The sequence below is a fragment of the Methylobacterium marchantiae genome (assembly GCF_042679825.1).
Taxonomy (GTDB): domain Bacteria; phylum Pseudomonadota; class Alphaproteobacteria; order Rhizobiales; family Beijerinckiaceae; genus Methylobacterium; species Methylobacterium marchantiae.
The window spans coordinates 33,080-55,641 of the sequence record NZ_JBHTND010000028.1; the positions used below are offsets into that span (position 1 = coordinate 33,080).

Consider the following 22,562-nt stretch of genomic DNA (forward strand, 5'->3'; position numbering starts at 1 on the left):
CTCCCGCCAAAAACGACAAATCTCGAATGCCTGTCTGATCAGAGCGCTTGGCCGCTTCCCTCACGCAGGGGATCGCAGATCTTAGCGGAGACCTTGTCGAGATGCTCGCAGGCATTCTTCAGGTACCAAGCGCGTAATTCCGGCTGGGTCGGCGCGACAAACATCGCCACAAGGACGAAGCCGACGAAACCGAGAACGATGAGCGTCAGAAGATTCCGCATAAACTCACTCCAAGAACGGCGTTCCATCCAGCGGACCTGAAAGGTCCTACTGACGTCAACGCAAAAACGGCCAGCCAATCGCCTCAACGGACAATATGGCTGACCGATATGGCATTGCCCGGCTTGGGCAAGCCGGCATGGGAAAGGCTGTTGAGACCTGTAAACTTAACGGGGCGAGTCGCGACCGGGTTCCCTGCCGCTGCTCTTATGCGTCGTGCGTTTCGAACAGCGGAACGATTCTCATGCCCGGCACCAGCACGAGTCCCTTATCGGTGATCCGGATCTCGGGAATGACCGAGAGGGGGATCAGGTTGAATCCCATATAGGGAATCGTGCATCCGGCCCGCGCCCAGGCTTCCTTCAACAGACGGACCTCCTCTGCGACGACCCCGACCCGTTTATCGGAGATGAGCCCTGCCACGGGCAACGGAACCATGGCCATGACCCTGCCTTCCTCGACGACGCAGACGCCGCCTTGGGTCGCCGACAGGGCATTGAGGGCGACACGCATGTCGTCCTCGTTCAGTCCGGCAACGATGACGTTGTGGGAATCATGGCCGACGCTGCTCGCCACCGCGCCGCGCTTGAGGCCGAAAGCGCGCAGCAATCCATGCGCGACATTGCCGACTCCACCATGGCGTTCGATCACGGTGACGAAACACAGGTCGTTGTCGCGCAGCGTCGTCGGCCAGTCTGCCCCCGGCGTCAGGGCGTATCGCTCGTGCGTCAGTTCGATACCCGGCAATGTGGTGCGGATAGCATTGACGACACAGGCGCGCGCGGGAAGTGCGGGGACCAGGGGCGGCACCGGTCGTGGCAGATGCATCGTCGCATAGGCCGGTGCCGGGTAGCGGTAGGGCCGCGAGAGAGCAGCGTCGAGGAGGGGCGTGATCGTGCGGTCCTCGACGACGCATTGGCCGCCGTACCACGTGGTCCGCGGGATGAAATCGTCGTCGAGGAGAACGAGATCGGCCCGTCGCCCTCCGCCGAATCCGCCGATCTCGCCGTCGAGTCCGTAACGGGTTGCGGGGTGCAGGGAGCCCATCGACCAGGCCTGCTCACGCGGGATGCCCATGCGGATGGCTTCGCGCACCACCCAATCGAGCCCGTAGGCGAGGAGGTCCTGCGCGTCCCGGTCGTCGGTACAGACGCAGACGCGCTTGGCCGCGGCCCCGAGCTCGATGATCGTACCGATGGCCTTGGGCAGACTGTGCCACGGCGTGGTCGGCGGCCCGCCGCGTAGATAGATCCACAACCCGGCCTCCAGAAGGTCGTCTGCGATGTTCTGGTCGATGGCCTCATGGGTGTCGGTGACGCCGCTGGCAGCATAGGCACCGACGAAGCCGCGGCCGTAGATGTGACCGGAGACCGGCCGCCCGCGTTCGAGAGCCGCTTCGATGATGGCATGCGCCCGCTCGTCTCCCTCGGCGACCGCGACGAAATCCATCTTCTCGCCGAGTCCGATCGCCTCCGGCCACGCATCGAACAGGGCTCCGATCTTTGCCGCAGTGAGGTCGCCGCCGGCGGTCTCCAATTCCGGCGACGTGGCGGGGACCGTGCTCGGAACCGTGAGGTAGATGTTGAGCGGTGCCGCGCGAGCATCTTCCAGCATCCAGGCGATCCCGTCGGCGTCGAGGACGTTCCCGATCTCGTGGCTGTCGCAGACGATGGTCGTGGTGCCATTCAGCAGGGCGGCTTCGGCGTAGGCGCAGGCCGTCACCATGCTGCTCTCGATATGCAGATGCGGATCTACGAGGCCCGGCGCGAGGATGGCGCCCCCGGCATCGTAGCGCGGAGCGGACCCCTTATAGGTGCCGGCCGGTTTCACGGCGGCGATGCGGCCGCCGGCAATCCAGACCTCGCAGCCGGGCCGCACGCGCTCAGAATAGGTGGACAGGATGCGCGCGCCGGTGATGACGAGATCCGGCTCCGCCCGTCCGCCGGCGACAGCGGCGAGAAGGCGAGTCATCCGGCTCAGGGGCGCGACGGAAAAGCGTGTCAGCGGCATCGGATCGGTCATCGTCGGTCGGCTCCTCGTCGCGTCCGTCGGCACCGCCTATGGCGGCCCGGTTCCTTCAGACGGTGGCACGCAGCGTGCCACCGTCCGGCTCGCCTGGGGGACGGATCGCCTCGAAGACGAACTCGCCTCACGAGTGATCGTGATCCCGCGCGACAGCATGCCGGGGCGCGAAGCGGGTTGCCAACCCATTCCGCCGGGACCATGTAGCGCCTCGAGTCCCGTCGCAGCCGCTCCAATCGATCGGAGGCAGCCGTGATGTCGGGGTGCCGACGAGACCGCTGGTCGAACGCCGGACATTCAGCCTCCAGGACCTTCAACCGTAGACGTCTTCCATTTTCTCGATCGAGCATCCGTCATGGCCAAGCGCACCAAGTCGAAACCGCAGGAGCGGGGCTCCGTCCTGTTCGACGTCCTCTACGAAGACGAGTCCCGTGCCTCGAACCGCCGGGTTCCCATGGAAATCCTCGGAGGCCTCGACGGCGACGAGCCGGCCCGTCAGCTGATCGAAGAGCAGGATCGCGCCATCGCCGAGAAGTCAGGTCGTCCCTCCCGCGCCATCCGGAGCCTCAGCCGCTCGCCGATCCGCGTGCCGAGTACCGTCTCGGGCGATTGATCCTCAGGCCTTCTTGAGGAATTGCGTCTTCAGGACGAGACCCTTCACCTTTTCGGCATTGCACTCGATCTCTTCCGGATCGTCGGTGATGCGGATGCTCTTGATGAGCGTGCCGCGCTTCAAGGTGGTGGATGTGCCCTTCACCTTGAGATCCTTCACCAACGTCACGGAATCCCCGTCGACGAGTTTGGTGCCGTTGGCATCCTTGGTGTCGGCCATGGCTCAGGCTTCCGCGTCGACGGCCGGAGGCATGTAGGGCTGGCCGGCATTGGCCAACGTCCGGTCGACCGCCTCGATGGCCAGCAGGATGCGCATGAAATCCTCGGCGGCGGAGGCGGCGGCGAGCTCGCTCGAACCGATCCGCTTGGCGAGCGCATTGCGTTGGCGCGAGAGGCTGGCGCGGGCGCGGTTGAGGTCGGAAATCTCGTCGGACGTCATGGCAGGGTCTCCATACCGATCGACCGTCGGAGCGGCCTCGGGTGCGGAGCGATGCAGGCTTTGCCCGTGGGATGCAATGGCGCGTCGCCTTGATACCTCCTGAGCGAAGCCTCGCCGTCGCCGACGCTCACAGTTCCGCCGACCGCCCGGACAATTCGGCGCGCAGTTGTCGTGCGGCGGCCGTGAGGGCCGTATCCCTGCGCAGGCGCGGGCGGGGAACGTCGATCGCCATGTCGGCCGCGACCCGTCCGGGACTGCCGGCGAGGACCACGACACGATCGGCGAGGGTCACAGCCTCGTCGATGTCGTGGGTGACGAAGAGGATGGTCTTGCCCGTCGCCGCCTGGATGCGCTGCAATTCGTCCTGAAGCCCTTCGCGGGTGAAGCTGTCGAGCGCCGAGAAGGGTTCGTCCATCAGGAGCACGTCCGGGTCCACCGCGAGCGCGCGCGCGATGGCGACGCGCTGGCGCTGGCCGCCGGAGAGCTGGTGCGGCCAGCGATGGCCGAGATCGCCGAGGCCGACGAGGTCGAGCATCTCCTGCGCCTTCGCCAAGCGCTGGGCCTTCGACAGGCCGCTGCCTTCGAGACCGAAGGCGACGTTGGCGATCACCCGGCGCCAGGGCAGCAGGCGCGCGTCCTGGAACACCAGCGCCATCGGCGTGCGGCAGCCCTCGCGCGTGGCGAGGCGCACCGTCCCCCCGCTGGGCTCGGCCAGCCCGATCAGGACCCGCAGGACGGTGGATTTGCCGACGCCGGATTCGCCGACGATGACCACGAACTCGCCGCGAGCGATGGAGAGGTCGAGTTCCGACAGGATGACGTTGCGCACCCCGTCGCGCTCGTAGGCGAGGCTGAGGCCACTTATGGCGATGATCGGGTCCATCAGGCGCGCCACCGCAGGAGCCAGCCCTGGAGGGCGACGAAGCCCGTGTCGAACAGGCCGTAGAGGCCGGCCATGGTGAGCATGTAGACGACCACGATGTCGGTGGAGAGGAGGCTGGAGGCCTGCATCATGCGCGCGCCGACGCCCGGCACCCCGAAGATCTCGGCGGCGACCACCGCCATCCAGGCCTGGCCCAGGGCCGTGCGCAGGCCGACGAGGATGCCCGGCGTGGCGGCCGGCAGCAGGATCTTGGTGAGGCGCGACAGGGGCGAGCGGAAGCCGAAGGCCTGGGCCACCTCGACGAGGTCGCGGTCGACGCCGCGCACCGCGCCCTGCGTCGCGAAGAACACGATCCAGAACACGCCGATGGCGATGATGAAGACGGCGGCCGAGGGCTGGACCCCGAACCAGATGATGGCGAAGGGCACCCAGGCGAGGCCGGGGATGGGGCGCAGCAGGCGCACGATCCAGGCGGTCAGCGCCTCGAAGCCGCGGAACATGCCGACGAGGACGCCGAGCGCGATGCCCGCCCCGGCGCCGGTGACGAGGCCGACGAGGTAGTGGCTCAGGCTCGACCACACCGCCTCGCCCCAGACCCCGAGGCGGATCTCGTTGAGGAAGGCTGCGGGGATCGTGCTCGGCGGCGGCAGGAAGGCCGGGTTGATCAGCCCGAGCCGGGGCATCGCCTCCCAGAACAGGAGGAAGGCGAGGAGCCCGAGGGCGGCGAGGGCGGGTGCGCGGAGGGCGGTCATCCGGTCAGCGCGCGATCGCCTTCTCGTAGTAGCGGGAATCGAACAGCCCATCGAGGGGCACGTCCTTCTCCAGGGCGCCGATGGAGACCTGATAGGCCTGCATCGCCCTGGTGGCGGCGACGATGGCGCGCGGATCGACGGTGAACTTCGCCGCCGGCGAGGTGATGGCCTTCTGCATGGTGGCGGCGTCGATGATGCCCTTGCCGAGGGCGGCGAGGACATGCGTCGCGGCCCGGGCCGGATCGGTCTTCAGCATGTCGTTGGCGAGGATGAGCGAGCGCACCAGCGCCTCGACGGCGGCGGGGTTCCGGTCGGCATAGGCCCCGTAGACCGCCACCACCGTGCCCGGCTGGTCGGGGAACATCTCGGCCCCGGTGGCGATCAGCTTGATGCCCGGGTTGCGGCCCTGGACGATGGTGAGGGCGGGCTCGCGGATGGAGGCGCCGTCCACGGCGCCGGCGAGCATCGCCTGCTGCGTGGCGTCGATGCCCATCGGCACCACCTCGGCATTGGCCTTGTCGGCCTTCGCCACCTGCCACAGCCAATGCTGAAGGGTGGTGTTGGGCACCGAGCCGAGGGGCTGCGTCGCCAGCCGCGCCGAGCGGCCCTCCTTGGCCTTGAACTGCGCGAAGGCCTCCGCCTTGTCGGCGCCGTCGGCGAAGTAGGGGGCGAGCTTCGGCCCGGCCACGAACACCATCTCCTCCACCGCCGTGGCGGCGACGACGCGGACGTCGATGTTCTTGGTCCGCGCCACGGCGAGGGGCGCGACCCCGGCCACGTAGACGTCGATCGTGCCCGAGGCGAGCGCCTGGATCATGTTCGGGCCGGATTCGAAGGTGGTGAAGGAGGGGGCGAGCCCCGCCTCCTTGAGCCAGCCCTCGCCGTTCGCCACGAAGATCGGCGAGGCGCCGATGACCGGGATGACGCCGATCCGCATGGGGATCGGGGCCGTCTGGGCCGAGGCGGGGGCGGCGATCAGCCATCCGGCCAGGGTGGCCAGGATCGTCGCGAGGACGGGGAGGGAAGGGCGCATCGGGTGGTCCGGATTCCGGGGCGGGAGAGGCCGGCCCGCGAGGAGCCGAGGCCCGGCCATGCCACAGCTGCCGGAATCTTCAAACACCCGTGAGGACAAGATCGGCCTCGCGCCGTCGATCGGGACGCGTCTTCTCCGTCCGGGCATCGCCGCGACGGCTTTCTTCGCCGGCCGGCCGCGTCAAACCGGAACGGGCTCGGCCCTGCCATGTTAAGACAGGAACCCGGCCGCCCGTCTCGGCGGCCGGTCAACGACAAGGACACCACGCCATGAGCTTCCTCGGCAGCATCGTCAGCAAGATTCTCCACCCGTTCGGTGGCGGGAGCACCAGTGCGGACGCCGCCCCTGCGGACACGTCCGGCAGCTCCGGCACCGGCGCGCCGGCCTCCACCGGCTCGGCCCCGGCCGCCTCGGGCGAGCCCGTCGACGTGGAAGCCGTGCTGAACGGCATGGCCGCCAAGAACCCGCAGACCCTCAACTGGCGGACCTCCATCGTCGACCTGATGAAGCTCCTCGACATCGATTCGAGCCTCAGCGCCCGCAAGTCGCTCGCCGACGAGCTGCACTACACCGGCGACAAGGAAGACTCGGCCACGATGAACGTCTGGCTGCACAAGCAGGTGATCAAGAAGCTCGAGGAGAACGGCGGCAAGGTGCCGGCCGACCTGAAGGATTGATTCCGATCTGACCCCTCCCCACCCGATCTCGGGCTTGCCCGAGATCGACCTTCGGATAGGGGAGGGTGCCTCGCGTCAACGCGAAACGACCGGCCGTCATTCCGGGGCTCCGCTTCGCGGCCCCGGGAAGACGGGGCGATTCGTAGGAAGCCTTACCTCCTCCCCAAACACCTTCACCCCCGCGCGCAAAAAAGCGCCGGGGGCATGGCCCAAGAAACCCGACCCGAGAAACTCGACCCAAGTCGCAGCACCAGAGGGGGACGCGGGACGCCGCGGAACCCATTGAGCGCTAGAATTGTTTGCCGGTCCCCCGGCGTCCCGTCAGGCTCCGGCGTTCCCGCCGGGGCCTGTTTCGCGTCGCGGTGTCTCCAGCGGTCCTCGCGTTGCGTCGCGCCACAGGTGGTCGTGTGCATCCCGACCCGGCTGACCGAACGGACTTTGCCCCGCACGCCCTCTCGTATTGGAGGGGCCGCAAACCTCATCTCGGCAGCCCAGACGGGGTCAGTGGCGGGGCATTTAACTCCCGACCTACCATGCCCTCATCCGAGCCCCAGACTATCGAGCCGCCGCCCGGGGCGATGGTGACCGACACCACCGACGCGGGCACCGCCCCACCGCCCTTCAAGCCCACCCGGTCGGTCACCGGGCGAGCCCCCTTCGATGGGCGGCAGGTGTGGGGATATAGGCATGGGATAGGAATTTTGTCAATGTTTTTACGTAGGCTTCTTACGACCATCCAACCAAGAGCGATGAAGCTAGGCCATACTCCTGAACATAGTTAGCTCCCGGCACGGCAGTTTCGCAGCCTAAGGTTGATGCGATCATGATTTTCCCGTAACGTGTCTGTAGGGAGAAACAACGAATATCTTTGGTCTCCGCCTCGAATGTTCTAGTGAGAATAAGAAATTCGAGTATAAATAATTACGGTTAGGAGATGTTATAAAGTGAGCGACGCGCTTAAAGGCAAAAATTTGGCTGAGTTCGCAAGCGATATCCAAAGTGGCATTGGATCTTACGAAGTCGGGGATTTTGATGATCTTCGAACAATCGGAATGGCGGCATCTCTGGCCATTCAGATACGAGGACTGCCAGAACTGAGCTACTCAGTTTTAGCAAAGGTTTCCGATAGCTTATTTAACATTCCAACAGTTGCCCTAAAATCTGTCCTTCGCAACTTAAGCGAAGTTGGAATGGTCCGCCTTTATGAGACTGGACGCACAATTGACAGAGTTGATCCGCAAGTTCCCTACTTTGAAGATGTTTACGAGAAAATAGGAGATTACTCAGCCGAATTTAAACTGAGTGAAACCGAACAAGCCATGGTAGCAATTATGGCTAAACTACAAAACAGACCGGAGAACAGGGATCGCCTGTTAGCACAGACTGGAATCGAAAAGAATCTTGCGGATCGATGTCTTACTATCGGCGAGCAAAGTGGACTTATCACAGGCCACAGAGTCAGAGGACAAACAGTATTATTAAGCCCAGTTTATTTTTCAGACAATAATAGCGGCCTTGCGGATCTGCTTGCCAAAGTCGGCGGTTCCGATTTTTCTTATGTCTTATCGGTTATTAAAGAAAATCAAGGGTGGCCGCTGAGCTTGATTATTGCACGTCAGGAAATTTCAGGAAAACGTCTTACCGCTGTTCAGATCGAACTAATACGAATGCTAGCTTCTGAAAATATGCTGAAACCTCCGACAATCGAAATTGGCACATTTAATGAGACATTTCTATTTACTCCACGACCTGGTTCCGCGCGACTTTCTCCAGGGAATCGAGAAATATATGAGCGCGCCATGGCGTTGCTCGCCGCTGTCCGGAAGGGTCAGCTTCTTCCCTTCTCGTACCCGATAAGGAAGCCCGCAGTAGTTTTGAATGCTCTGTTGAGAGATGGATACCTCCGCGCAAATACCGAGGCACGGCAACAATATGGAAAAGTCGCAGCGACGTTTAACATTGGATATTTTGTTGAAACACAGCCAGGGTGGCATCAATTTCATCTGCGGAAAACCGAAGAAAATATGGAAGCCGTGAGACTTGCGATCTCCCTTGCTGAGGGTGGAGAATCTCGGCCCGAGATGCGGATCGATAACGAAGCCCGCGCTTTGATGCAAATGGATGATAAATATGTTAGCTCAGTTCTTGGAAGTAAAAATCTTCGTGAAAGACAAAAGATAAGTCCAAGCGCTGCCGCAATGGAGCAATGGGGACAGCTAACACTGAGGCTTGTTTAATAATGGCACGTAGCGACAAGGACAACGGCGAGAAAGAGCGCGCGCTTAAATTCTGCATTACTTCTGGACTAATTCCATTCCTAGAAGTCGATGTACGAACGGGGGTCGACCTTTCAGAATCTCCAAAATTATTAACCGACATTGATGTTCTCGGACTACTCCTCCGAGAAGACGGAAGCGTAACAAGAACAATATTTGACTGCAAAGGAACAGGTGGCCCTGCATTTGCTAGAGCACTTTGGCTGTCGGGATTGATGAAATATGCTGGAGCCGATGAAGGCATAATTTTGATGGGGAAGCCCGCTGAGCGAGCCCATCGATTGGCCGCGCGGAAGTTAAATGTCAGAATCTTCGGATCGGGCTTGTTTGATGATTATGCAGCGGCATCAAATGCAGAATACAAAATTGCTCGCTCATATGCCGGATCATTGGAAAATTGGCATAGATTATTTGATGAATCGGCCAAGGAATTCTGTATTAAGGGAATACTAAAAGCAATCCAGCAGGAGGTTCCTCTTACGACAGATGCCCCCAAATCGCTTCGCCGATTGATATCGCGAGTCCTAGATCACAAGGGGGAATTAAACCCAAAAAAACAAGCTCATATGGCAATATTTACGGAAGCCACCTTATCTGTTTCTATTTTACTTAGCATGATGATAGGCGACATACGTAATATTCTTGATTTGTCAGACGAAGAAAGAGAGTTCACTTCGATATTGAGATACTACGTTTGGGGAGGACAAGAAGGAGTTTCCACGCTTCGTCGAATGTATGAACTCCTTTCTACAAACGATAGGAAAATTGAACCGGAGACTACATTAGTCGCCTGGCCTCAAATGATTCAACTTTTGCGCGGAATGCTTGAAGCACCAACGCAAGTGCGCAATAGCTCAATAGCTTTACGTGAATTAAGCTTACGCTACTTGGGTGACCGAGATAACGCATCAGATGTGCGGGCGGGACGCCTTTTCGCTAAGCCAAGAGCCCGACAGTTCACCAAGCGTATAGGAGTTTATGCAACAGAGATATTTAAACTTCCGATAGAGTTTTCGGAAAGAATGGACAAAGAAATAGACGAATTAGTGGCACTTACGACTTAAAACTTGTAAATAAAAATACAAAGCTTCGATTGCCATCAATTTTTACTCATCGATGGCAATCGTTTTATTTAGATCTTGTGGATTTTATTATTACCGCCCCGTCCGCACCCGCGTCCAACTCCGCGTGACAAACCGCTGAGTCCGGTCGTCCCAGGCCTGATTGGTGAACAGGCGCTGCATCGTCGCCTCGTCCGGGTAGATGCCGGGATTGCCCAGGATCTCCGGCTTCACCAGGGGTTTGGCGGCGAGGTTGCCGTTGGCATAAGCGACGAAGTTGGTGTTGGCCGCCGCCACTTCGGGGCGCATCATGTAGTCGATGAAGATGTGCGCCTCCTCCGGGTGGGGCGCGTCCTTCGGGATGGCGAGGGCGTCGAACCACATCAGCGCGCCTTCCTTGGGGATGAAATAGGCGATCTCGACGCCGTTCTTCGATTCCTCGGCGCGCTTTTTGGCCTGCATCACGTCGCCGGAATAGCCCACCGCGAGGCAGAGATCGCCGTTGGCGAGGCCGTTGATGTATTCCGAGGAGTGGAATTTTCGCACCGAGCCGCGCACCTTGAACAGGGCGTCGGTGACCTGGGAGATGTCGTCCCAGCGCTTGGTGTCGGGCTTGAGCCCGTAGGCCGGCAGCATGCTCGGGATCAGGTCCTCGGGGCTGTCGAGCATCATCACCCCGCAATCCTTCAGCTTGGCCATCAGCGACGGGTTGAGCACCAGGGTCCAGGTGTTGAGCGGCTGGTTCGGGCCGAGGCGCTCGCGCACGGGGCCGAGATTCACGCCGATGCCGGTGGTGCCCCACATGTAGTCCACCGCATAGGCGTTGCCGGGGTCGTAGACCGCGAGGCGCTGGGCGATCTCGGGCCAGGCGTGTTTCAGGTTGGGGATCTTGGCCTTGTCGAGGGGCCGGAACACGCCGGCCTTGATCAGCCGCTGCAGGAACGGCCCGGTGGGCACCACGAGATCGTAGCCGGACTGGCCGGCGAGCAGCTTCGTCTCCAGGATCTCGTTGTTGTCGTAGGTGTCGTAGACGACCTTGATGCCGGTCTCCTTCGTGAAGGCCTCCAGCGATTTCGGGTCGATGTAATCCGACCAGTTGTAGATGTTGACCACCCGCTCCTTGGTTTCCTGCGCCTGCGCCGAGTTGAGGAAGGCGAAGGCCAGGAACAGCGACCCGGCGAGGCTGAGGGCCAGCGCGATCAGAAGGATGACGAAAACGATCCGGCGCATCGGCGGGCTCCTCGCGTGTTCCAGATTCAGGCGAGCTTGGCGTCAGGCGAGCTTGGCGGCGGTGACGACGATCTCGACGAGGTATTCCGGCCCCGCGAGCTTGGCCTCCACCGTGGCGCGGGTGGGCGGGTTCTCCTTCGAGACCCAGGAATCCCAGGCCGCGTTCATCTCGGCGAAGGTCGCCATGTCGGCGAGGTAGATCGTGGCGGTGAGGAGCCGGGTCTTGTCGCTGCCGGCGAGCGCCAGCAGCCGGTCGATCTCGGCCAGGATCTCCTGCGTCTGCGCGGTGACGCCGGCCCCCACCACCGTGCCGGCCACCTGGCCCGCGAGGTAGACCATGTCGCCATGGGTGACGGCCTGGCTCATGCGGGCGCCGGATTCGAAGCGGGTGATCGTGGTCATGCGGGGGAACTCGTGGCGTGGCGCCGACAGGAGGCGCCAGGAGGAGGGGACGGCGCCCGTTGTGCCGCGCGGGGCGCCCGGCCGTAAAGGGGCGATGCACCTTGCGTGGCCCGAATGCGACACAATCGCCGTCGGGCGCGCAACCCATCCCGCGATGCGGCGTTGCATGAGCACATACGGCCAAGTCAGGACGGGACACCCCCGGCCTCCGCGTATCGAGGACCATCCCATGGGTATCATCTGGACCATCATCATCGGCTTCGTCGCCGGTGTCATTGCGAAGTTTATCATGCCCGGTAGCAGCAATGAGCCGTCAGGTTTCATTATGACTACCCTTCTTGGAATCGCTGGCGCCGTGCTGATGACTTTCCTAGGTCAGTTGACGGGTTGGTATGGACCAAACGATGGAGCTCGCTGGATTGCCTCCATCATAGGGGCATGCCTCGTGCTGGCAATTTGGGGCTTTATTCAGAATCGTCGTGCCACCACCCTCTGAGACACTACCGGCGCGGGCCTCGCGGCCCGCGCTTCATCGAGACGACGAAAAAGGGGCGCCCCATGGGAGCGCCCCTTTTTCGTGTCCGGGTCCGGGGTCAGGAGATGTAGCCGGCCTGCTTGATCGGGCAATGGCCGGTGGCGCCCCGGATGGCGAGGCCGGCACCGACCACGAGGGCGGCGAGGCTGAGCCACTTGTTCGGGCGGGGCTGGGCGGCAGCGGCGGCGATGCCGAGGCCGAGCACCACGGACACGGCCCGCTCGGTGGTCGACAGGTTGCTCTCACCCTCGAAGATGCTCGGGATCATCGGGTCTGCCATGGTCGAAGGACTCCTCGTGTTGCGTCGCGGGGCGAACGCGGCATGAGGATGGGTGTTCCGCCTCGAGCCGGCTCAATTCGGCTCCCGCAGCGGCGCCTCCGCCGGCAGGGCGATCGTGCACGTTTCGTCACGTTCGACCTGCGATCTTTCGCCGTTCTGCATCGAACGCGGAGGACGTACACCCTGGAAGACGCCGACCATCGCGGCACCCAGGGAGATCCGCCATGCCAAGCCACACCATCGCAGTCATCGCTGGAGACGGGATCGGCAAGGAGGTCGTCCCCGAGGGCATCCGGGTCCTCGAAGCGGCCGGCCGGAAATTCGGCATCGACTTCCGCTGGGACGAGCTGCCCTGGAGCTGCGACTACTATCTCGAGCACGGCCGCATGATGCCCGAGGACGGGCTCGCCACCATCCGCCATCACGACGGCATCTTCCTCGGCGCGGTGGGCTACCCGACCGTGCCGGATCACGTGTCCCTGTGGGGGCTGCTCATCGCCATCCGGCGGGGCTTCCAGCAATACGCCAACATCCGGCCGGTGCGGCTGATGCCCGGCATCACCTCGCCCCTGCGCGACCGCCTGCCGGGCGACATCGACTTCATCGTCGTCCGCGAGAACAGCGAGGGGGAATATTCCGCCATCGGCGGCATCAGCTTCGAGGATACCGACGACGAGGTCGTGATGCAGACCAGCGTCTTCAGCCGCCGCGGCGTCGACCGGATCATGCGCTACGCCTTCGAACTGGCCCGGTCCCGCCCGGCCCGGCAGGTGACGTCGGCGACGAAGTCCAACGGCATGTCGATCTCGATGCCCTATTGGGACAAGCGCTTCCAGCTCATGGCCGAGCGATACCCGGACGTGACGCCGAGCCAGTTCCACATCGACATCCTCTCCGCGCATTTCGTGCGCAACCCGGACCGCTTCGACGTGGTGGTGGCCTCCAACCTGTTCGGCGACATCCTCTCCGATCTCGGCCCGGCCTGCACCGGCACCATCGCCATCGCGCCCTCCGCCAACCTCAACCCGGAGCGGGACTTCCCCTCGATGTTCGAGCCGGTCCACGGTTCGGCCCCCGACATCCACGGCCGGAACATCGCCAACCCCATCGGCCAGATCTGGTCCGGCGCGATGATGCTCGACCATCTCGGGCACAGCCAGGCCTCGGACGCCATCGTGCGGGCCATCGAGACCGTGCTGACCGAGGGACCGCGCACGCCCGACATCGGCGGCACCGCCACCACCCAGGAGCTGGGCCGGGCCATCGCCGAGGCCGTCTCGAACTGATCCGGGGTCAGGGCATCCGCAATGAAGGCGCCTGCAAGAGTTTAGACATCGCAACCAGCAAGCTGAGAACCGCCATCATGCATTCGAACAGTCTGTTGCGTGATGTTGCTGTTCCCCAAACGCACGAGGCTCCAAAATCACAGTAGTGTGGCGCGGATATGATTAAATCGATCAATAAAGTCGGCCGGCACGGCGAAAGCAAAATTTCTACCCTTGAGGGCTAGGACCTCTGGTGAACGGCTTTTGCAAAGCCGTAAGGCACACGGCAACTCCGTCAAATTTCGAGTATGAGGGACATCGGTGCCGTTGGAAAATTGGTTTAACCACAAAATCTACGCTGAGTTTTCCACAGGAATCCTAAGGCCGCGAATGACATGTGCATAACTCCATTATAAGACTATATTCTTATACTGGAATATCCTCATCTCGGTTCAGAGATGCATGGGGGTGATTTGATCGCGTTGGGTTGGAGTGGGCGTTACTCTCTCTGTATCTCCTCCTTACCTCTCCAAAGGTTGAAGGTGATAAATTTTGATCAAAATTCGATCCCTGAGCCAGATTCGAAGAATTTGTCGATGCATCCTGGAACAACGCATCGACTGAGATCATCCAGCCCGACCCCCTCTCATACCGGACACGATTATCTTTAGATAAATACGCAGCGAGATTCGCAGATTTATTCTCACCACCGACTTCAATACCCATAACCTGAAGTCCGTTCAATATAGCCTGAATGCTTATAGGCCCTTCTGCTTTTTCAATAATCGAAACAGCAACGTCGGTTAAACTGCGCGTTGAAAGACGGCTGCGAATTGTACTTTGTGTTTTCTCTAGCTCTCTAGCGTAAAGCTCATACTGCTCAATAAAACCCTGCAGTCGTGCTATATCTTTCTCGGCAGCAATAACCATAGTCTCCGCCTTGGAACGTGCAATCTCAGCACGCTCCAAGTCTCGCCGCGCTTGACTCAAAAATTGGTGATCCAACGTCATGGGGTAACCTCGCCATGACACTTAGAAAAGCAGCGCCGCGGACTCTTTGCAACGTTGCAAACCGCAGAAACCGAAAACCCTGCAAAGCGGCTGTTGACCCGATTTCAGACTCGGGTTACTCCGAAATTCTGGCTCAAATTAAAACGGCCGTCTGCCCAGCCCTCGTAAAGCAAGCAGACGGCCTTGTGTAGTTTGGCCCGGCACCGGTGTAGACGCCGGGGCAGTCGCTTACGCGACGCATCTCTGATGCGTCATCTGATCGATTGCGTCAAGGTCTACGCCTTTTTTCGGTTAAGGAACGTAGACATGTCAGCAGCCATCGGGACCCGGGCAAAGACCGGGGAAAAATGTCCTGAGTCTGGTATTTGGCGGGTCGAGGGAACGCCCTCCACCACGGCACCTATCGCTAAGCACAACACAATGCCGCCCTACAATCGGCAGGCAGTGACTTGGGTGCTCACCCAACTCGCCTGAAATTTGTAGTTCTTGTAAGCAAAGAAGGGGCGGTGAAAACCGCCCCTTCTTCATATGTCAGCCTGCTTACGCGTCCTGACGCGGGCCGCGGGCGCGGTCCTGGTCGGCGTTGCGCTCGGCCTTGAGCTTCTCGGTGATGTCCTCGCCCGTGGTCTGGTCGACGACCTTCATGGAGAGGCGGATCTTGCCGCGGTCGTCCTGGCCGAGGAACTTCACCTTGACCTTGTCGCCTTCCTTGACGACGTCGGTGACCTTGGCGACGCGCGCGGCGGCGAGTTCCGAGATGTGGACCAGGCCGTCCTTGGCGCCGAAGAAGTTCACGAAGGCGCCGAACTCCATCGTCTTCACGACGGTGCCGTCGTAGATCATGCCCGGCTCGGCTTCCGCCACGATCGAGCGGATCCAGTTATAGGCGGCCTTGATGGCCTTGCCGTCGCTGGAGGCGATCTTCACCGTGCCGGTGTCGTCGATGTTGATCTTGGCGCCGGTCTTCTCGACGATCTCGCGGATCACCTTGCCGCCGGTGCCGATCACTTCCCGGATCTTGTCGGTGGGGATCTGCATGGTCTCGATGCGCGGCGCGTATTCGCCGAGCTCGGGACGGGCGTCGGTGAGGGCTTTCGCCATCTCGCCGAGGATGTGGACGCGGCCTTCCTGCGCCTGATGCAGGGCGACCTTCATGATCTCCTCGGTGATGCCGGCGATCTTGATGTCCATCTGCAGCGAGGTGATGCCTGCTTCCGTGCCCGCCACCTTGAAGTCCATGTCGCCCAGGTGATCCTCGTCGCCGAGGATGTCGGACAGCACGGCGTAGCGCTCACCCTCGAGGATGAGGCCCATGGCGATGCCGGCCACCGGACGGCGCAGGGGCACGCCCGCATCCATCAGCGACAGCGAGGCGCCGCAGACGGAGGCCATGGAGGACGAGCCGTTGGACTCGGTGATCTCGGACACGACGCGGATCGTGTACGGGAACTCGTGGGCCGGCGGCAGGACCGGGTGCACGGCGCGCCAGGCGAGCTTGCCGTGGCCGATCTCGCGACGGCCCGGGGAGCCCATGCGGCCGGTCTCACCCACCGAATAGGGAGGGAAGTTGTAGTGCAGCAGGAAGGTCTCCTTGTAGGTGCCTTCCAGCGCGTCGATGAACTGCTCGTCCTCGCCGGTGCCGAGGGTGGCGACCACGAGGGCCTGGGTCTCGCCGCGGGTGAACAGCGACGAACCGTGGGCGCGCGGCAGAACGCCGACCTGGGACACGATCGGGCGCACGGTGCGGACGTCGCGTCCGTCGATGCGCGAGCCGGTGTCGAGGATGTTCCAGCGCACGACCTTCGACTGCGCTTCCTTGAACGCGGCCTTGACCTTCTCGGCCGGGAACCTGGCCTCGCCCTCGGCGGGGCAGAGCGCGGCCATCACCTTCGCCTTCACGGCGTCGACGGCGGCGTAGCGCTCCTGCTTGACGGTGTTCTTGTAGGCGTCGCGCAGCTCGGCCTCGCACACGTCGAGGACGGCCTTCTCCACGTCGCCGTTCTCGGGCGCCTGGAAGTTGCGGGGCTCCTTGGCGGCCTTCTCGGCGAGGCGGATGATCGCCTCGATGACCGGCTGGAAATGCTTGTGGCCGAACATCACGGCGCCGAGCATGACCTCTTCGTCGAGCTCCTTGGCCTCGGATTCCACCATCAGCACGGCGTCCTGCGTGCCGGCGACGACGAGGTCCAGGGTCGAGTTCTCGAGCTCGGGCACCGGCGGGTTCAGCAGGTACTGGCCGTTGACGTAGCCGACGCGCGCGGCGCCGATCGGGCCCATGAAGGGCACGCCCGACAGGGTCAGGGCGGCGGAGGCCGCGACCATGGCGAGGATGTCGGGATCGTTCTCGAGGTCGTGGGTCAGGACGGTGACGACGACCTGGGTGTCGTTGCGCCAGCCCTCGACGAAGAGGGGGCGGATCGGGCGGTCGATGAGGCGGGAGACCAGGGTCTCCTTCTCGGACGGACGGCCCTCGCGCTTGAAGTAGCCGCCGGGGATGCGGCCGGCGGCGTAGGCACGCTCCTGGTAGTTCACGGTGAGCGGCAGGAAGTCGATTCCGGCCTTGGGCTCCTTGCCCGACACGACGGTGGCCAGCACCGAAGTCTCGCCATACGTCGCCATCACGGCGCCGTCGGCCTGGCGGGCGACCTTGCCCGTCTCGAGGACGAGCTTGCGGTCGCCCCACATCAGCTCTTCACGTTGTACGTCGAACATATGTCTTGCCTTCCTGCGGTCGGGCGAACCCGGCGCCGCCAGGGGCAAGATGGCGCGGCGCTCGGCAGACGGAGCCAAAGCGCCGCGCGATCCTGTCCCCGGCGCTTCCGCGCCTCCAAGTCGCCCGGTTTTCGGGTGGCCGGACCCATTCCGGCAGCCCGAACTGTCAAAACGCGGCCCCGGGCCGGGCCCGGAACCGCGTGAACGTCGCCTTAGCGGCGAATGCCGAGACGCTCGATGAGGCTGCGGTAGCGGGCCTCGTCCTTGCGCTTGACGTAGTCGAGCAGCGAGCGGCGCTGCGAGACCATCTTCAGGAGGCCGCGGCGGGAATGGTTGTCCTTGCCGTGGGTCTTGAAGTGGCCGGTGAGGTTGGTGATCCGCTCGGTGAGGATCGCCACCTGGACCTCCGGAGAACCGGTATCCTTGCCGCCGGTCGCGTATTCCTTGATGAGCGCGGTCTTGCGCTCTGCCGAAATCGACATCGCTGTCCCTTTCAAACGGGGGTTGTCGGAGCGAGGTGGCCCTCCTCGGGAGGGTCGGCCTCGGCCTGAGGCGTGGCCTGTGCCGGGATGTCGTCCAGCACGGTCGCGTCCACAAGCAGGTTCGGCCCCGTGCCCGTTTCCGGGTCGAGGCGCGGGAACACATACACGAATCCGCGGGCGGTGCCACCCCCGGCGCCGATGGCCCGTCGCGGCTCGGGACGAGGCCGGACGACGGAACCGGCCCCGCATCGAAGCCGCGGCATGCGCATCCGGCGATCGCGCGCATTCGGACCGGTCGGGAATATCCCAATATCTGGACTTGCGTGACCGGACCATTCATACCGGCGAAAGACCACAAATTCGCCGCTCTTCACAAACCTATAGCCGCTTTTACATTGGAGATAGCATGGAATCATCGATCATCAGGATTGTAAAACCGATAGCGGTTGCAATTATTACTTTTGTATCGTGCTATTACCTTACAACGTCGTTCTTCGTGGCGGGGGTCATCAGCCTCGTCCCGCTGCTGCTCGGGTGGCTGGGCATCTTCGCGGGATTTTCCTACACGATCGCAGCCCTGATCTTCATCGCGGCGGTCGTCTGGAGCGTGACGCCCGGGGAGATGAAGCGGTTCGTCAGGCAGAACGCCGACATGCTCTCCAACGAGCTGGCCGGGAAGATGCCGCCTGCGCCGCCGCGGGATCCGGTGCCGCAGGAGAAGCCGCGGGACGATCTGCAACCGGAGAAGCCGAAAGAGTAGGGCGCCCGCGCCGGGTCGCGACCCTGTCGAGCCCGAAGCCTTGGGAGCCCCTAAGCCCGATTAAACTCGCGCTTCCCCCTGCGGGTCGCTACCAATCGAGGACGCTTCGGCCGATCCGCCGCGCGTGGGAAGGCGACACGCATCATGATCGAGTTCTTCGACCACGACGGGCAGGCGACCGCGGTCAGTCCCGACGAGCGGACGGTCTACCTCTGGAACGGCAACGCCGCGGCCTTCATTCAGGACGGCCGGATCTATGCCTATTCCGGCCGCTTCATCGGCTGGGTCGAGAACGGCTGGATCTTCGCCGATGACGGCCGCCGGCTGCTCTTCGAGTTCGACGCGGTGGGCGGCCCGGAGAAGCCGCAGCGGCAGTCGCGCCAGGCGCCGAGCCCGGCCAAGCGGCGACCGGAGCAGGGGGCACCCCAGGCCCATCTGCCAAAGCCGGCCTTCTCGCGGGAATGGTCGAGCCGCGAGTTCAAGGACCTGATCTAGAACGCGGTCCTCTCCCTCGCGGACCGGCCCGGCGGGTCAGGCCGAGAGGGGGTCCGCCGCCGCGCTCACCGCCCGGATGTCGTGCACCAGGGCATCGATGCGCGCCGGGTCCGAATCCCAGGCGAACATGAAGCGGGCGCCGCCGCCGATGAAGGTGTAGAAGCGCCAGCCCCGCTGCCGCAGGGCCTCCAGCCGCTCGGGGGCGGCCTTCAGGAACACCGCGTTGGCCTCCACCGGGAACATGGCGGCAAAGCCGGGGCACTCCGCCACCGCCTCGGCGAGACGCTGCGCGCAGGCATTGGCGTGGGCCGCGTTGCGGAGCCAGGCGCCGTCCTCCAGCATCCCGACCCAGGGCGCGGTGAGGAAACGCATCTTCGAGGCGAGCTGGCCCGCCTGCTTGCAGCGATAGCCGAAATCCTCGGCCAGGACGGGATCGAAGAACAGGATCGCTTCGCCCGCCGCCATGCCGTTCTTGGTGCCGCCGAAGCAGAGGAGATCGACCCCCGCCTTCCAGGTCATCTCGGCGGGCTCGCAGCCGAGGCCGGCGCAGGCATTGGCGAAGCGCGCCCCGTCCATGTGGAGGCGCAGGCCGAGGTCGCGGCAGGTGGCCGAGATCGCCCGGATCTCGTCGAGGCTGTAGACCTGCCCGGTCTCCGTCGGCTGGGTGATCGTCACCACCCGCGGTTTCGGGAAATGGATGTCCGAGCGGCTGGTGGCGAGGCCGCGGATGAGGGCGGGGGTGAGCTTGCCGTCCGCGCTCGCCGCCACCAGCAGCTTCGAGCCATTCGAGAAGAATTCCGGCGCGCCGCACTCGTCGGTCTCCACATGCGCCGAGGCCGAGCAGATGACGCTGTGATAGGATTGGCAGAGCGAGGCCAGCGCCAGGGAATTGGCGGCCGTGCCGTTGAAGGCGAAGAACACCTCCGCATCCGGCTTGTCGAACAGGTCGCGGAACGCGTCCGAGGCCCGTTTCGTCCAGGCATCCTCGCCATAGGCCGGCACCGAGCCGCGATTGGCCGCTTCGGTGGCGCTCCACGCCTCGGGGCAGATGCCGGCGTAATTGTCGCTGGCGAATTGCTGGAGTTCGGAATTCATCGTCTCGCTCGCCTTCGGTCGGTCCCGCACGAGGGGCGAAGCGACGCGTGGCGAAACCCGTTTGGTTGCCGGTTCGGCCACATCCCCTCTGTCGATGAGGGCTCCACCTTGCTCGGATCAGCAGGTTGGCGTCGGGCGTCGCCGCGACTCTTGATGCCGGGCGATGCATATCAGCGGCACCACCGGGCCGCAACGCCGGGCGGCGAGCGCTTCGCCCTTTCCCTGTCGCGGCGAAGCTCGCGCGTCGGGCCGATGCGAGAGCCTCGTTAACCGTCTCCGGACAGAATCCCGAAGGGGGTGGCGTGGTATCGGCGCCGATCTGCACGCTTGGTCGAGGACGGCAACCGGTGACTTCAGCATCGACGACGGACCGGCTCCCGTCACGCGCCGGCTCGGAGCGCTCGCCCTTCGATCATCCGGCGGTGCTGTGGCTGCTCCTCGCCGCCGGCCTCTACGGCCTCTATCCGGTCGGCTCCTTCCTGGACGTGGTCCGGCATCTGAACCTGCCGGATACCGACGATTACATGCGCCTCGTCCAGGTGCGCGACCTGCTCGCCGGCCAGGGCTGGTTCGAGATGGTGCAGCACCGGCTGATGCCGCCGGCGGGGGCCGGCATGCACTGGTCGCGCTTCGTCGACGCGCCGCTCGCCGGCCTGATCGCGGCGGCGAGCCCCCTCGTCGGGCGCCCGCTGGCGGAGGGCCTCGTGGTCGCCCTATGGCCGCCGCTGCTGTTCTGCCTCTATCTCGGTCTGGTCTACCGGGCGGTCGCCGCGCGCTTCAATCGACGCGCCGCCATGCTGTCGCTCTTCGCGGCGACCCAGGCCGGCGAACTCGCGGGCCTCTTCGCCTTCGGCCGGATCGACCACCACAACATCCAGATCCTGTTCATCCTCGGCCTGGGCATGGCGCTCGCCGGCAACGACAGGTCGTGGCGGCAGGCCTCCCTCGGCGGTCTGTTCGCGGCCTGCTCCCTCGCCGTCGGCCTCGAAGCACTGCCCTTCATCGCCCTTGGCGCCCTGTTCCTCGTCGGAGACTGGATCCTCACCGGCGAACGGGCCCTGGCGAGGCTCCTCGCCTTCGCCCTGTGCCTGTCGGGCGGCGCCCTCGTCCTCTTCTCCGCGCAGACCGACCCGGCTCTGTGGCTGACCACGGAATGCGATGCCCTCTCGCCGCCCTGGCTCTGGATCGCCGGCTGCGGCGCCGGGATCGCCATCGGAGCACGCGTCCTCGCACCCCGCCTCACGACGCCGCTCCGCCGGGCCGCCTTCGCCGGATCGCTCGGTCTGGCCGCCATCGCCGCCTTCGCCGCCCTGTTCACGGCGTGCCTCTCGGGGCCGTTCACCGGCATGCCGGCCATCGTGCGCACGGCGTGGCTGAACCAGGTGATGGAGATGCTGCCGTTCCGCACGCTCCTGGCGACGAACACCGCCGAGGCCCTGGCCAACGTGATGCCGCTGTTCCTGGCAGCCGCCATCGCAGGCTGGGCGGCATGGCGCGGCCCGCTGGCGATCAGGCGGGCGGCGATGCTGACTGCCCTGTTCCTGCTCGCCGGAGCCGTCCTGGTGCAGTTCCAGTTCAGGGGGATCTATGTGGCCTCGGGCTTCATCGCCCTCGTCGCCGGTCCGATGCTCGACCGTGCGATCACGCTGCTGCGCGAGGACGCGCCGGTCCGCCAAAAGGCCGCGATGCTGGCCGGGGCGCTGCTTCTCGTCTCGAAGGTCTGGGCCGTGCCCCTGGCGCTGGCCCGATCGAGCGACCAGCAGACCGGCTCGCCGGTCGCCGCATGGCAGAGCTGCACCGCCCAGGCGTCCCTCGCTCCCCTGGACCGGGTCGAGGCCGGGACCGTCCTGGCGGCGATCAACAACGGACCGCCGATCCTGGTCCACACCCATCACGGCGTGGTGGCCGCGCCCTATCATCGGGCCATCGCCGGGCTGCGCGCCTCCATCGAAGGCCTCGATGGCGACGAGGCGGCGCTGAGGCACGCCCTCGCGGACTCCGGCGCGACCTATCTCGTCCTGTGCCGCAAAGCCGATCCCGAGACGGGACCGGTTCCCTTCGCGATACGCCTCACCAGGAGCGAAGCCTCCGTGCCATGGCTCGAACGCGTCCCCCTGGACTCGACCCCGATCCTGCTCTGGCGCTTCCGCGCGGACAGGTGAGGGAGTTGGTCCTCAGGCCGTGGGGCGGCCCGAGCGGCCGGCATAGCGGCGGCGGAGGTAGGACACGACCTTGGGGAGGATGAAGGCGAGGATCAGCTTGCGCATGAAGGAGGAACTCCGGAGCGAGGGGAATGCGGGCCTCGGGAGAGGCCGCCTGTC

The 22,562-nt window shown here is 63.9% G+C and carries 23 protein-coding genes and 1 riboswitch; of the genes, 9 read left to right on the top strand and 14 right to left on the bottom strand.

Annotation, left to right across the window (positions count from 1 at the left end; translation table 11 throughout):
- Positions 1 to 38: 38 nt before the first annotated feature.
- Together ACFQ4G_RS17570 and ACFQ4G_RS17575 are read right to left on the bottom strand one after the other, a co-directional pair.
- A complete protein-coding gene (locus ACFQ4G_RS17570; RefSeq protein WP_238208113.1) occupies positions 39 to 221 on the bottom strand; it encodes a hypothetical protein in 183 nt (60 codons plus the stop codon).
- A 205-nt stretch (positions 222 to 426) separates the two neighbouring features.
- Complete coding sequence (locus ACFQ4G_RS17575) at positions 427 to 2,241, bottom strand: adenine deaminase (RefSeq protein WP_238208114.1); 1,815 nt, start codon at positions 2,239 to 2,241, stop codon at positions 427 to 429.
- A 355-nt stretch (positions 2,242 to 2,596) separates the two neighbouring features.
- Here ACFQ4G_RS17575 and ACFQ4G_RS17580 point away from each other — a divergent pair, with 355 nt between their 5' ends.
- Entirely contained in the window at positions 2,597 to 2,854 is a 258-nt protein-coding gene (locus ACFQ4G_RS17580) for a hypothetical protein (protein WP_238208115.1), read from the top strand.
- Between the two features lie 3 nt (positions 2,855 to 2,857).
- Here ACFQ4G_RS17580 and ACFQ4G_RS17585 read toward each other — a convergent pair whose 3' ends face one another.
- The 5 genes from ACFQ4G_RS17585 to ACFQ4G_RS17605 all read right to left on the bottom strand — a co-directional run bounded on the left by ACFQ4G_RS17585 (position 2,858) and on the right by ACFQ4G_RS17605 (position 5,960).
- Positions 2,858 to 3,073 carry an alkylphosphonate utilization protein gene (locus ACFQ4G_RS17585; protein WP_238208116.1) on the bottom strand — a complete coding sequence of 72 codons (216 nt, stop codon included), beginning with the start codon at positions 3,071 to 3,073 and terminating at the stop codon, positions 2,858 to 2,860.
- A gap of 3 nt (positions 3,074 to 3,076) precedes the next feature.
- Positions 3,077 to 3,292: a hypothetical protein gene (locus tag ACFQ4G_RS17590; protein ID WP_238208117.1), complete on the bottom strand. Its 216-nt coding sequence runs from the start codon at positions 3,290 to 3,292 to the stop codon at positions 3,077 to 3,079.
- Between the two features lie 127 nt (positions 3,293 to 3,419).
- Positions 3,420 to 4,175 carry an ABC transporter ATP-binding protein gene (locus ACFQ4G_RS17595; protein ID WP_238208118.1) on the bottom strand — a complete coding sequence of 252 codons (756 nt, stop codon included), beginning with the start codon at positions 4,173 to 4,175 and terminating at the stop codon, positions 3,420 to 3,422.
- Positions 4,175 to 4,927 carry an ABC transporter permease gene (locus tag ACFQ4G_RS17600; protein ID WP_238208119.1) on the bottom strand — a complete coding sequence of 251 codons (753 nt, stop codon included), beginning with the start codon at positions 4,925 to 4,927 and terminating at the stop codon, positions 4,175 to 4,177. The genes ACFQ4G_RS17595 and ACFQ4G_RS17600 overlap by 1 nt, the downstream gene beginning before the upstream one ends.
- 4 nt (positions 4,928 to 4,931) lie before the next feature.
- Positions 4,932 to 5,960: an ABC transporter substrate-binding protein gene (locus ACFQ4G_RS17605; RefSeq protein ID WP_238208120.1), complete on the bottom strand. Its 1,029-nt coding sequence runs from the start codon at positions 5,958 to 5,960 to the stop codon at positions 4,932 to 4,934.
- Positions 5,961 to 6,229: 269 nt separating this feature from the next.
- Between ACFQ4G_RS17605 and ACFQ4G_RS17610 the strand changes: the two genes are divergently transcribed.
- The 3 genes from ACFQ4G_RS17610 to ACFQ4G_RS17620 all read left to right on the top strand — a co-directional run bounded on the left by ACFQ4G_RS17610 (position 6,230) and on the right by ACFQ4G_RS17620 (position 9,977).
- Positions 6,230 to 6,637, top strand: coding sequence for a DUF3597 domain-containing protein (locus ACFQ4G_RS17610; protein ID WP_238208121.1), 408 nt, complete (start codon positions 6,230 to 6,232; stop codon positions 6,635 to 6,637).
- A gap of 944 nt (positions 6,638 to 7,581) precedes the next feature.
- Positions 7,582 to 8,874 (top strand): hypothetical protein, encoded by a 1,293-nt coding sequence (locus ACFQ4G_RS17615; protein ID WP_238207496.1) that lies wholly within the window; start codon positions 7,582 to 7,584, stop codon positions 8,872 to 8,874.
- A 2-nt stretch (positions 8,875 to 8,876) separates the two neighbouring features.
- The gene (locus ACFQ4G_RS17620) at positions 8,877 to 9,977 is read left to right on the top strand and encodes a hypothetical protein (RefSeq protein ID WP_238207495.1); all 1,101 of its coding nucleotides are present in this window, start codon (positions 8,877 to 8,879) and stop codon (positions 9,975 to 9,977) included.
- A 90-nt stretch (positions 9,978 to 10,067) separates the two neighbouring features.
- On the opposite strand, the gene ACFQ4G_RS17625 is transcribed toward ACFQ4G_RS17620, so the two are convergent.
- Together ACFQ4G_RS17625 and ACFQ4G_RS17630 are read right to left on the bottom strand one after the other, a co-directional pair.
- The gene (locus ACFQ4G_RS17625) at positions 10,068 to 11,204 is read right to left on the bottom strand and encodes a polyamine ABC transporter substrate-binding protein (RefSeq protein WP_238207494.1); all 1,137 of its coding nucleotides are present in this window, start codon (positions 11,202 to 11,204) and stop codon (positions 10,068 to 10,070) included.
- 42 nt (positions 11,205 to 11,246) lie between these two features.
- Complete coding sequence (locus tag ACFQ4G_RS17630; RefSeq protein ID WP_238207493.1) at positions 11,247 to 11,606, bottom strand: RidA family protein; 360 nt, start codon at positions 11,604 to 11,606, stop codon at positions 11,247 to 11,249.
- 229 nt (positions 11,607 to 11,835) lie between these two features.
- Between ACFQ4G_RS17630 and ACFQ4G_RS17635 the strand changes: the two genes are divergently transcribed.
- Entirely contained in the window at positions 11,836 to 12,102 is a 267-nt protein-coding gene (locus ACFQ4G_RS17635) for a GlsB/YeaQ/YmgE family stress response membrane protein (RefSeq protein ID WP_238207492.1), read from the top strand.
- A gap of 97 nt (positions 12,103 to 12,199) precedes the next feature.
- Here ACFQ4G_RS17635 and ACFQ4G_RS17640 read toward each other — a convergent pair whose 3' ends face one another.
- Positions 12,200 to 12,421, bottom strand: coding sequence for a YgaP family membrane protein (locus ACFQ4G_RS17640; RefSeq protein WP_238207491.1), 222 nt, complete (start codon positions 12,419 to 12,421; stop codon positions 12,200 to 12,202).
- A gap of 224 nt (positions 12,422 to 12,645) precedes the next feature.
- On the opposite strand from ACFQ4G_RS17640, the gene ACFQ4G_RS17645 reads away from it, so the two are divergent.
- Positions 12,646 to 13,707: a tartrate dehydrogenase gene (locus ACFQ4G_RS17645; protein WP_238207490.1), complete on the top strand. Its 1,062-nt coding sequence runs from the start codon at positions 12,646 to 12,648 to the stop codon at positions 13,705 to 13,707.
- A 405-nt stretch (positions 13,708 to 14,112) separates the two neighbouring features.
- Here the strand turns inward: ACFQ4G_RS17645 and ACFQ4G_RS17650 are convergent, their stop codons facing one another.
- From ACFQ4G_RS17650 to rpsO, 3 genes are all read right to left on the bottom strand, one after another.
- Positions 14,113 to 14,697, bottom strand: a complete 585-nt coding sequence (locus ACFQ4G_RS17650; protein ID WP_238207489.1) for a hypothetical protein — start codon at positions 14,695 to 14,697, stop codon at positions 14,113 to 14,115.
- A gap of 540 nt (positions 14,698 to 15,237) precedes the next feature.
- On the bottom strand, positions 15,238 to 17,409 hold the full coding sequence (gene pnp / locus ACFQ4G_RS17655) for a polyribonucleotide nucleotidyltransferase (RefSeq protein ID WP_238207488.1): 2,172 nt from the start codon (positions 17,407 to 17,409) through the stop codon (positions 15,238 to 15,240).
- A 212-nt stretch (positions 17,410 to 17,621) separates the two neighbouring features.
- Positions 17,622 to 17,891, bottom strand: a complete 270-nt coding sequence (rpsO, locus tag ACFQ4G_RS17660) for a 30S ribosomal protein S15 (RefSeq protein WP_018044126.1) — start codon at positions 17,889 to 17,891, stop codon at positions 17,622 to 17,624.
- A gap of 406 nt (positions 17,892 to 18,297) precedes the next feature.
- Here rpsO and ACFQ4G_RS17665 point away from each other — a divergent pair, with 406 nt between their 5' ends.
- Together ACFQ4G_RS17665 and ACFQ4G_RS17670 are read left to right on the top strand one after the other, a co-directional pair.
- Positions 18,298 to 18,651, top strand: coding sequence for a hypothetical protein (locus tag ACFQ4G_RS17665; protein WP_238207487.1), 354 nt, complete (start codon positions 18,298 to 18,300; stop codon positions 18,649 to 18,651).
- 144 nt (positions 18,652 to 18,795) lie between these two features.
- Positions 18,796 to 19,146, top strand: coding sequence for a 4-fold beta flower protein (locus ACFQ4G_RS17670; protein ID WP_238207486.1), 351 nt, complete (start codon positions 18,796 to 18,798; stop codon positions 19,144 to 19,146).
- Positions 19,147 to 19,182: 36 nt separating this feature from the next.
- On the opposite strand, the gene ACFQ4G_RS17675 is transcribed toward ACFQ4G_RS17670, so the two are convergent.
- Positions 19,183 to 20,241 (bottom strand): threonine aldolase family protein, encoded by a 1,059-nt coding sequence (locus ACFQ4G_RS17675; RefSeq protein WP_238207484.1) that lies wholly within the window; start codon positions 20,239 to 20,241, stop codon positions 19,183 to 19,185.
- 51 nt (positions 20,242 to 20,292) lie between these two features.
- Positions 20,293 to 20,403: riboswitch (SAM-I-IV-variant riboswitch) on the bottom strand.
- Between the two features lie 185 nt (positions 20,404 to 20,588).
- Here ACFQ4G_RS17675 and ACFQ4G_RS17680 point away from each other — a divergent pair.
- Positions 20,589 to 22,403 (top strand): hypothetical protein, encoded by a 1,815-nt coding sequence (locus tag ACFQ4G_RS17680; RefSeq protein ID WP_238207481.1) that lies wholly within the window; start codon positions 20,589 to 20,591, stop codon positions 22,401 to 22,403.
- The last annotated feature ends 159 nt before the right edge of the window (positions 22,404 to 22,562 follow it).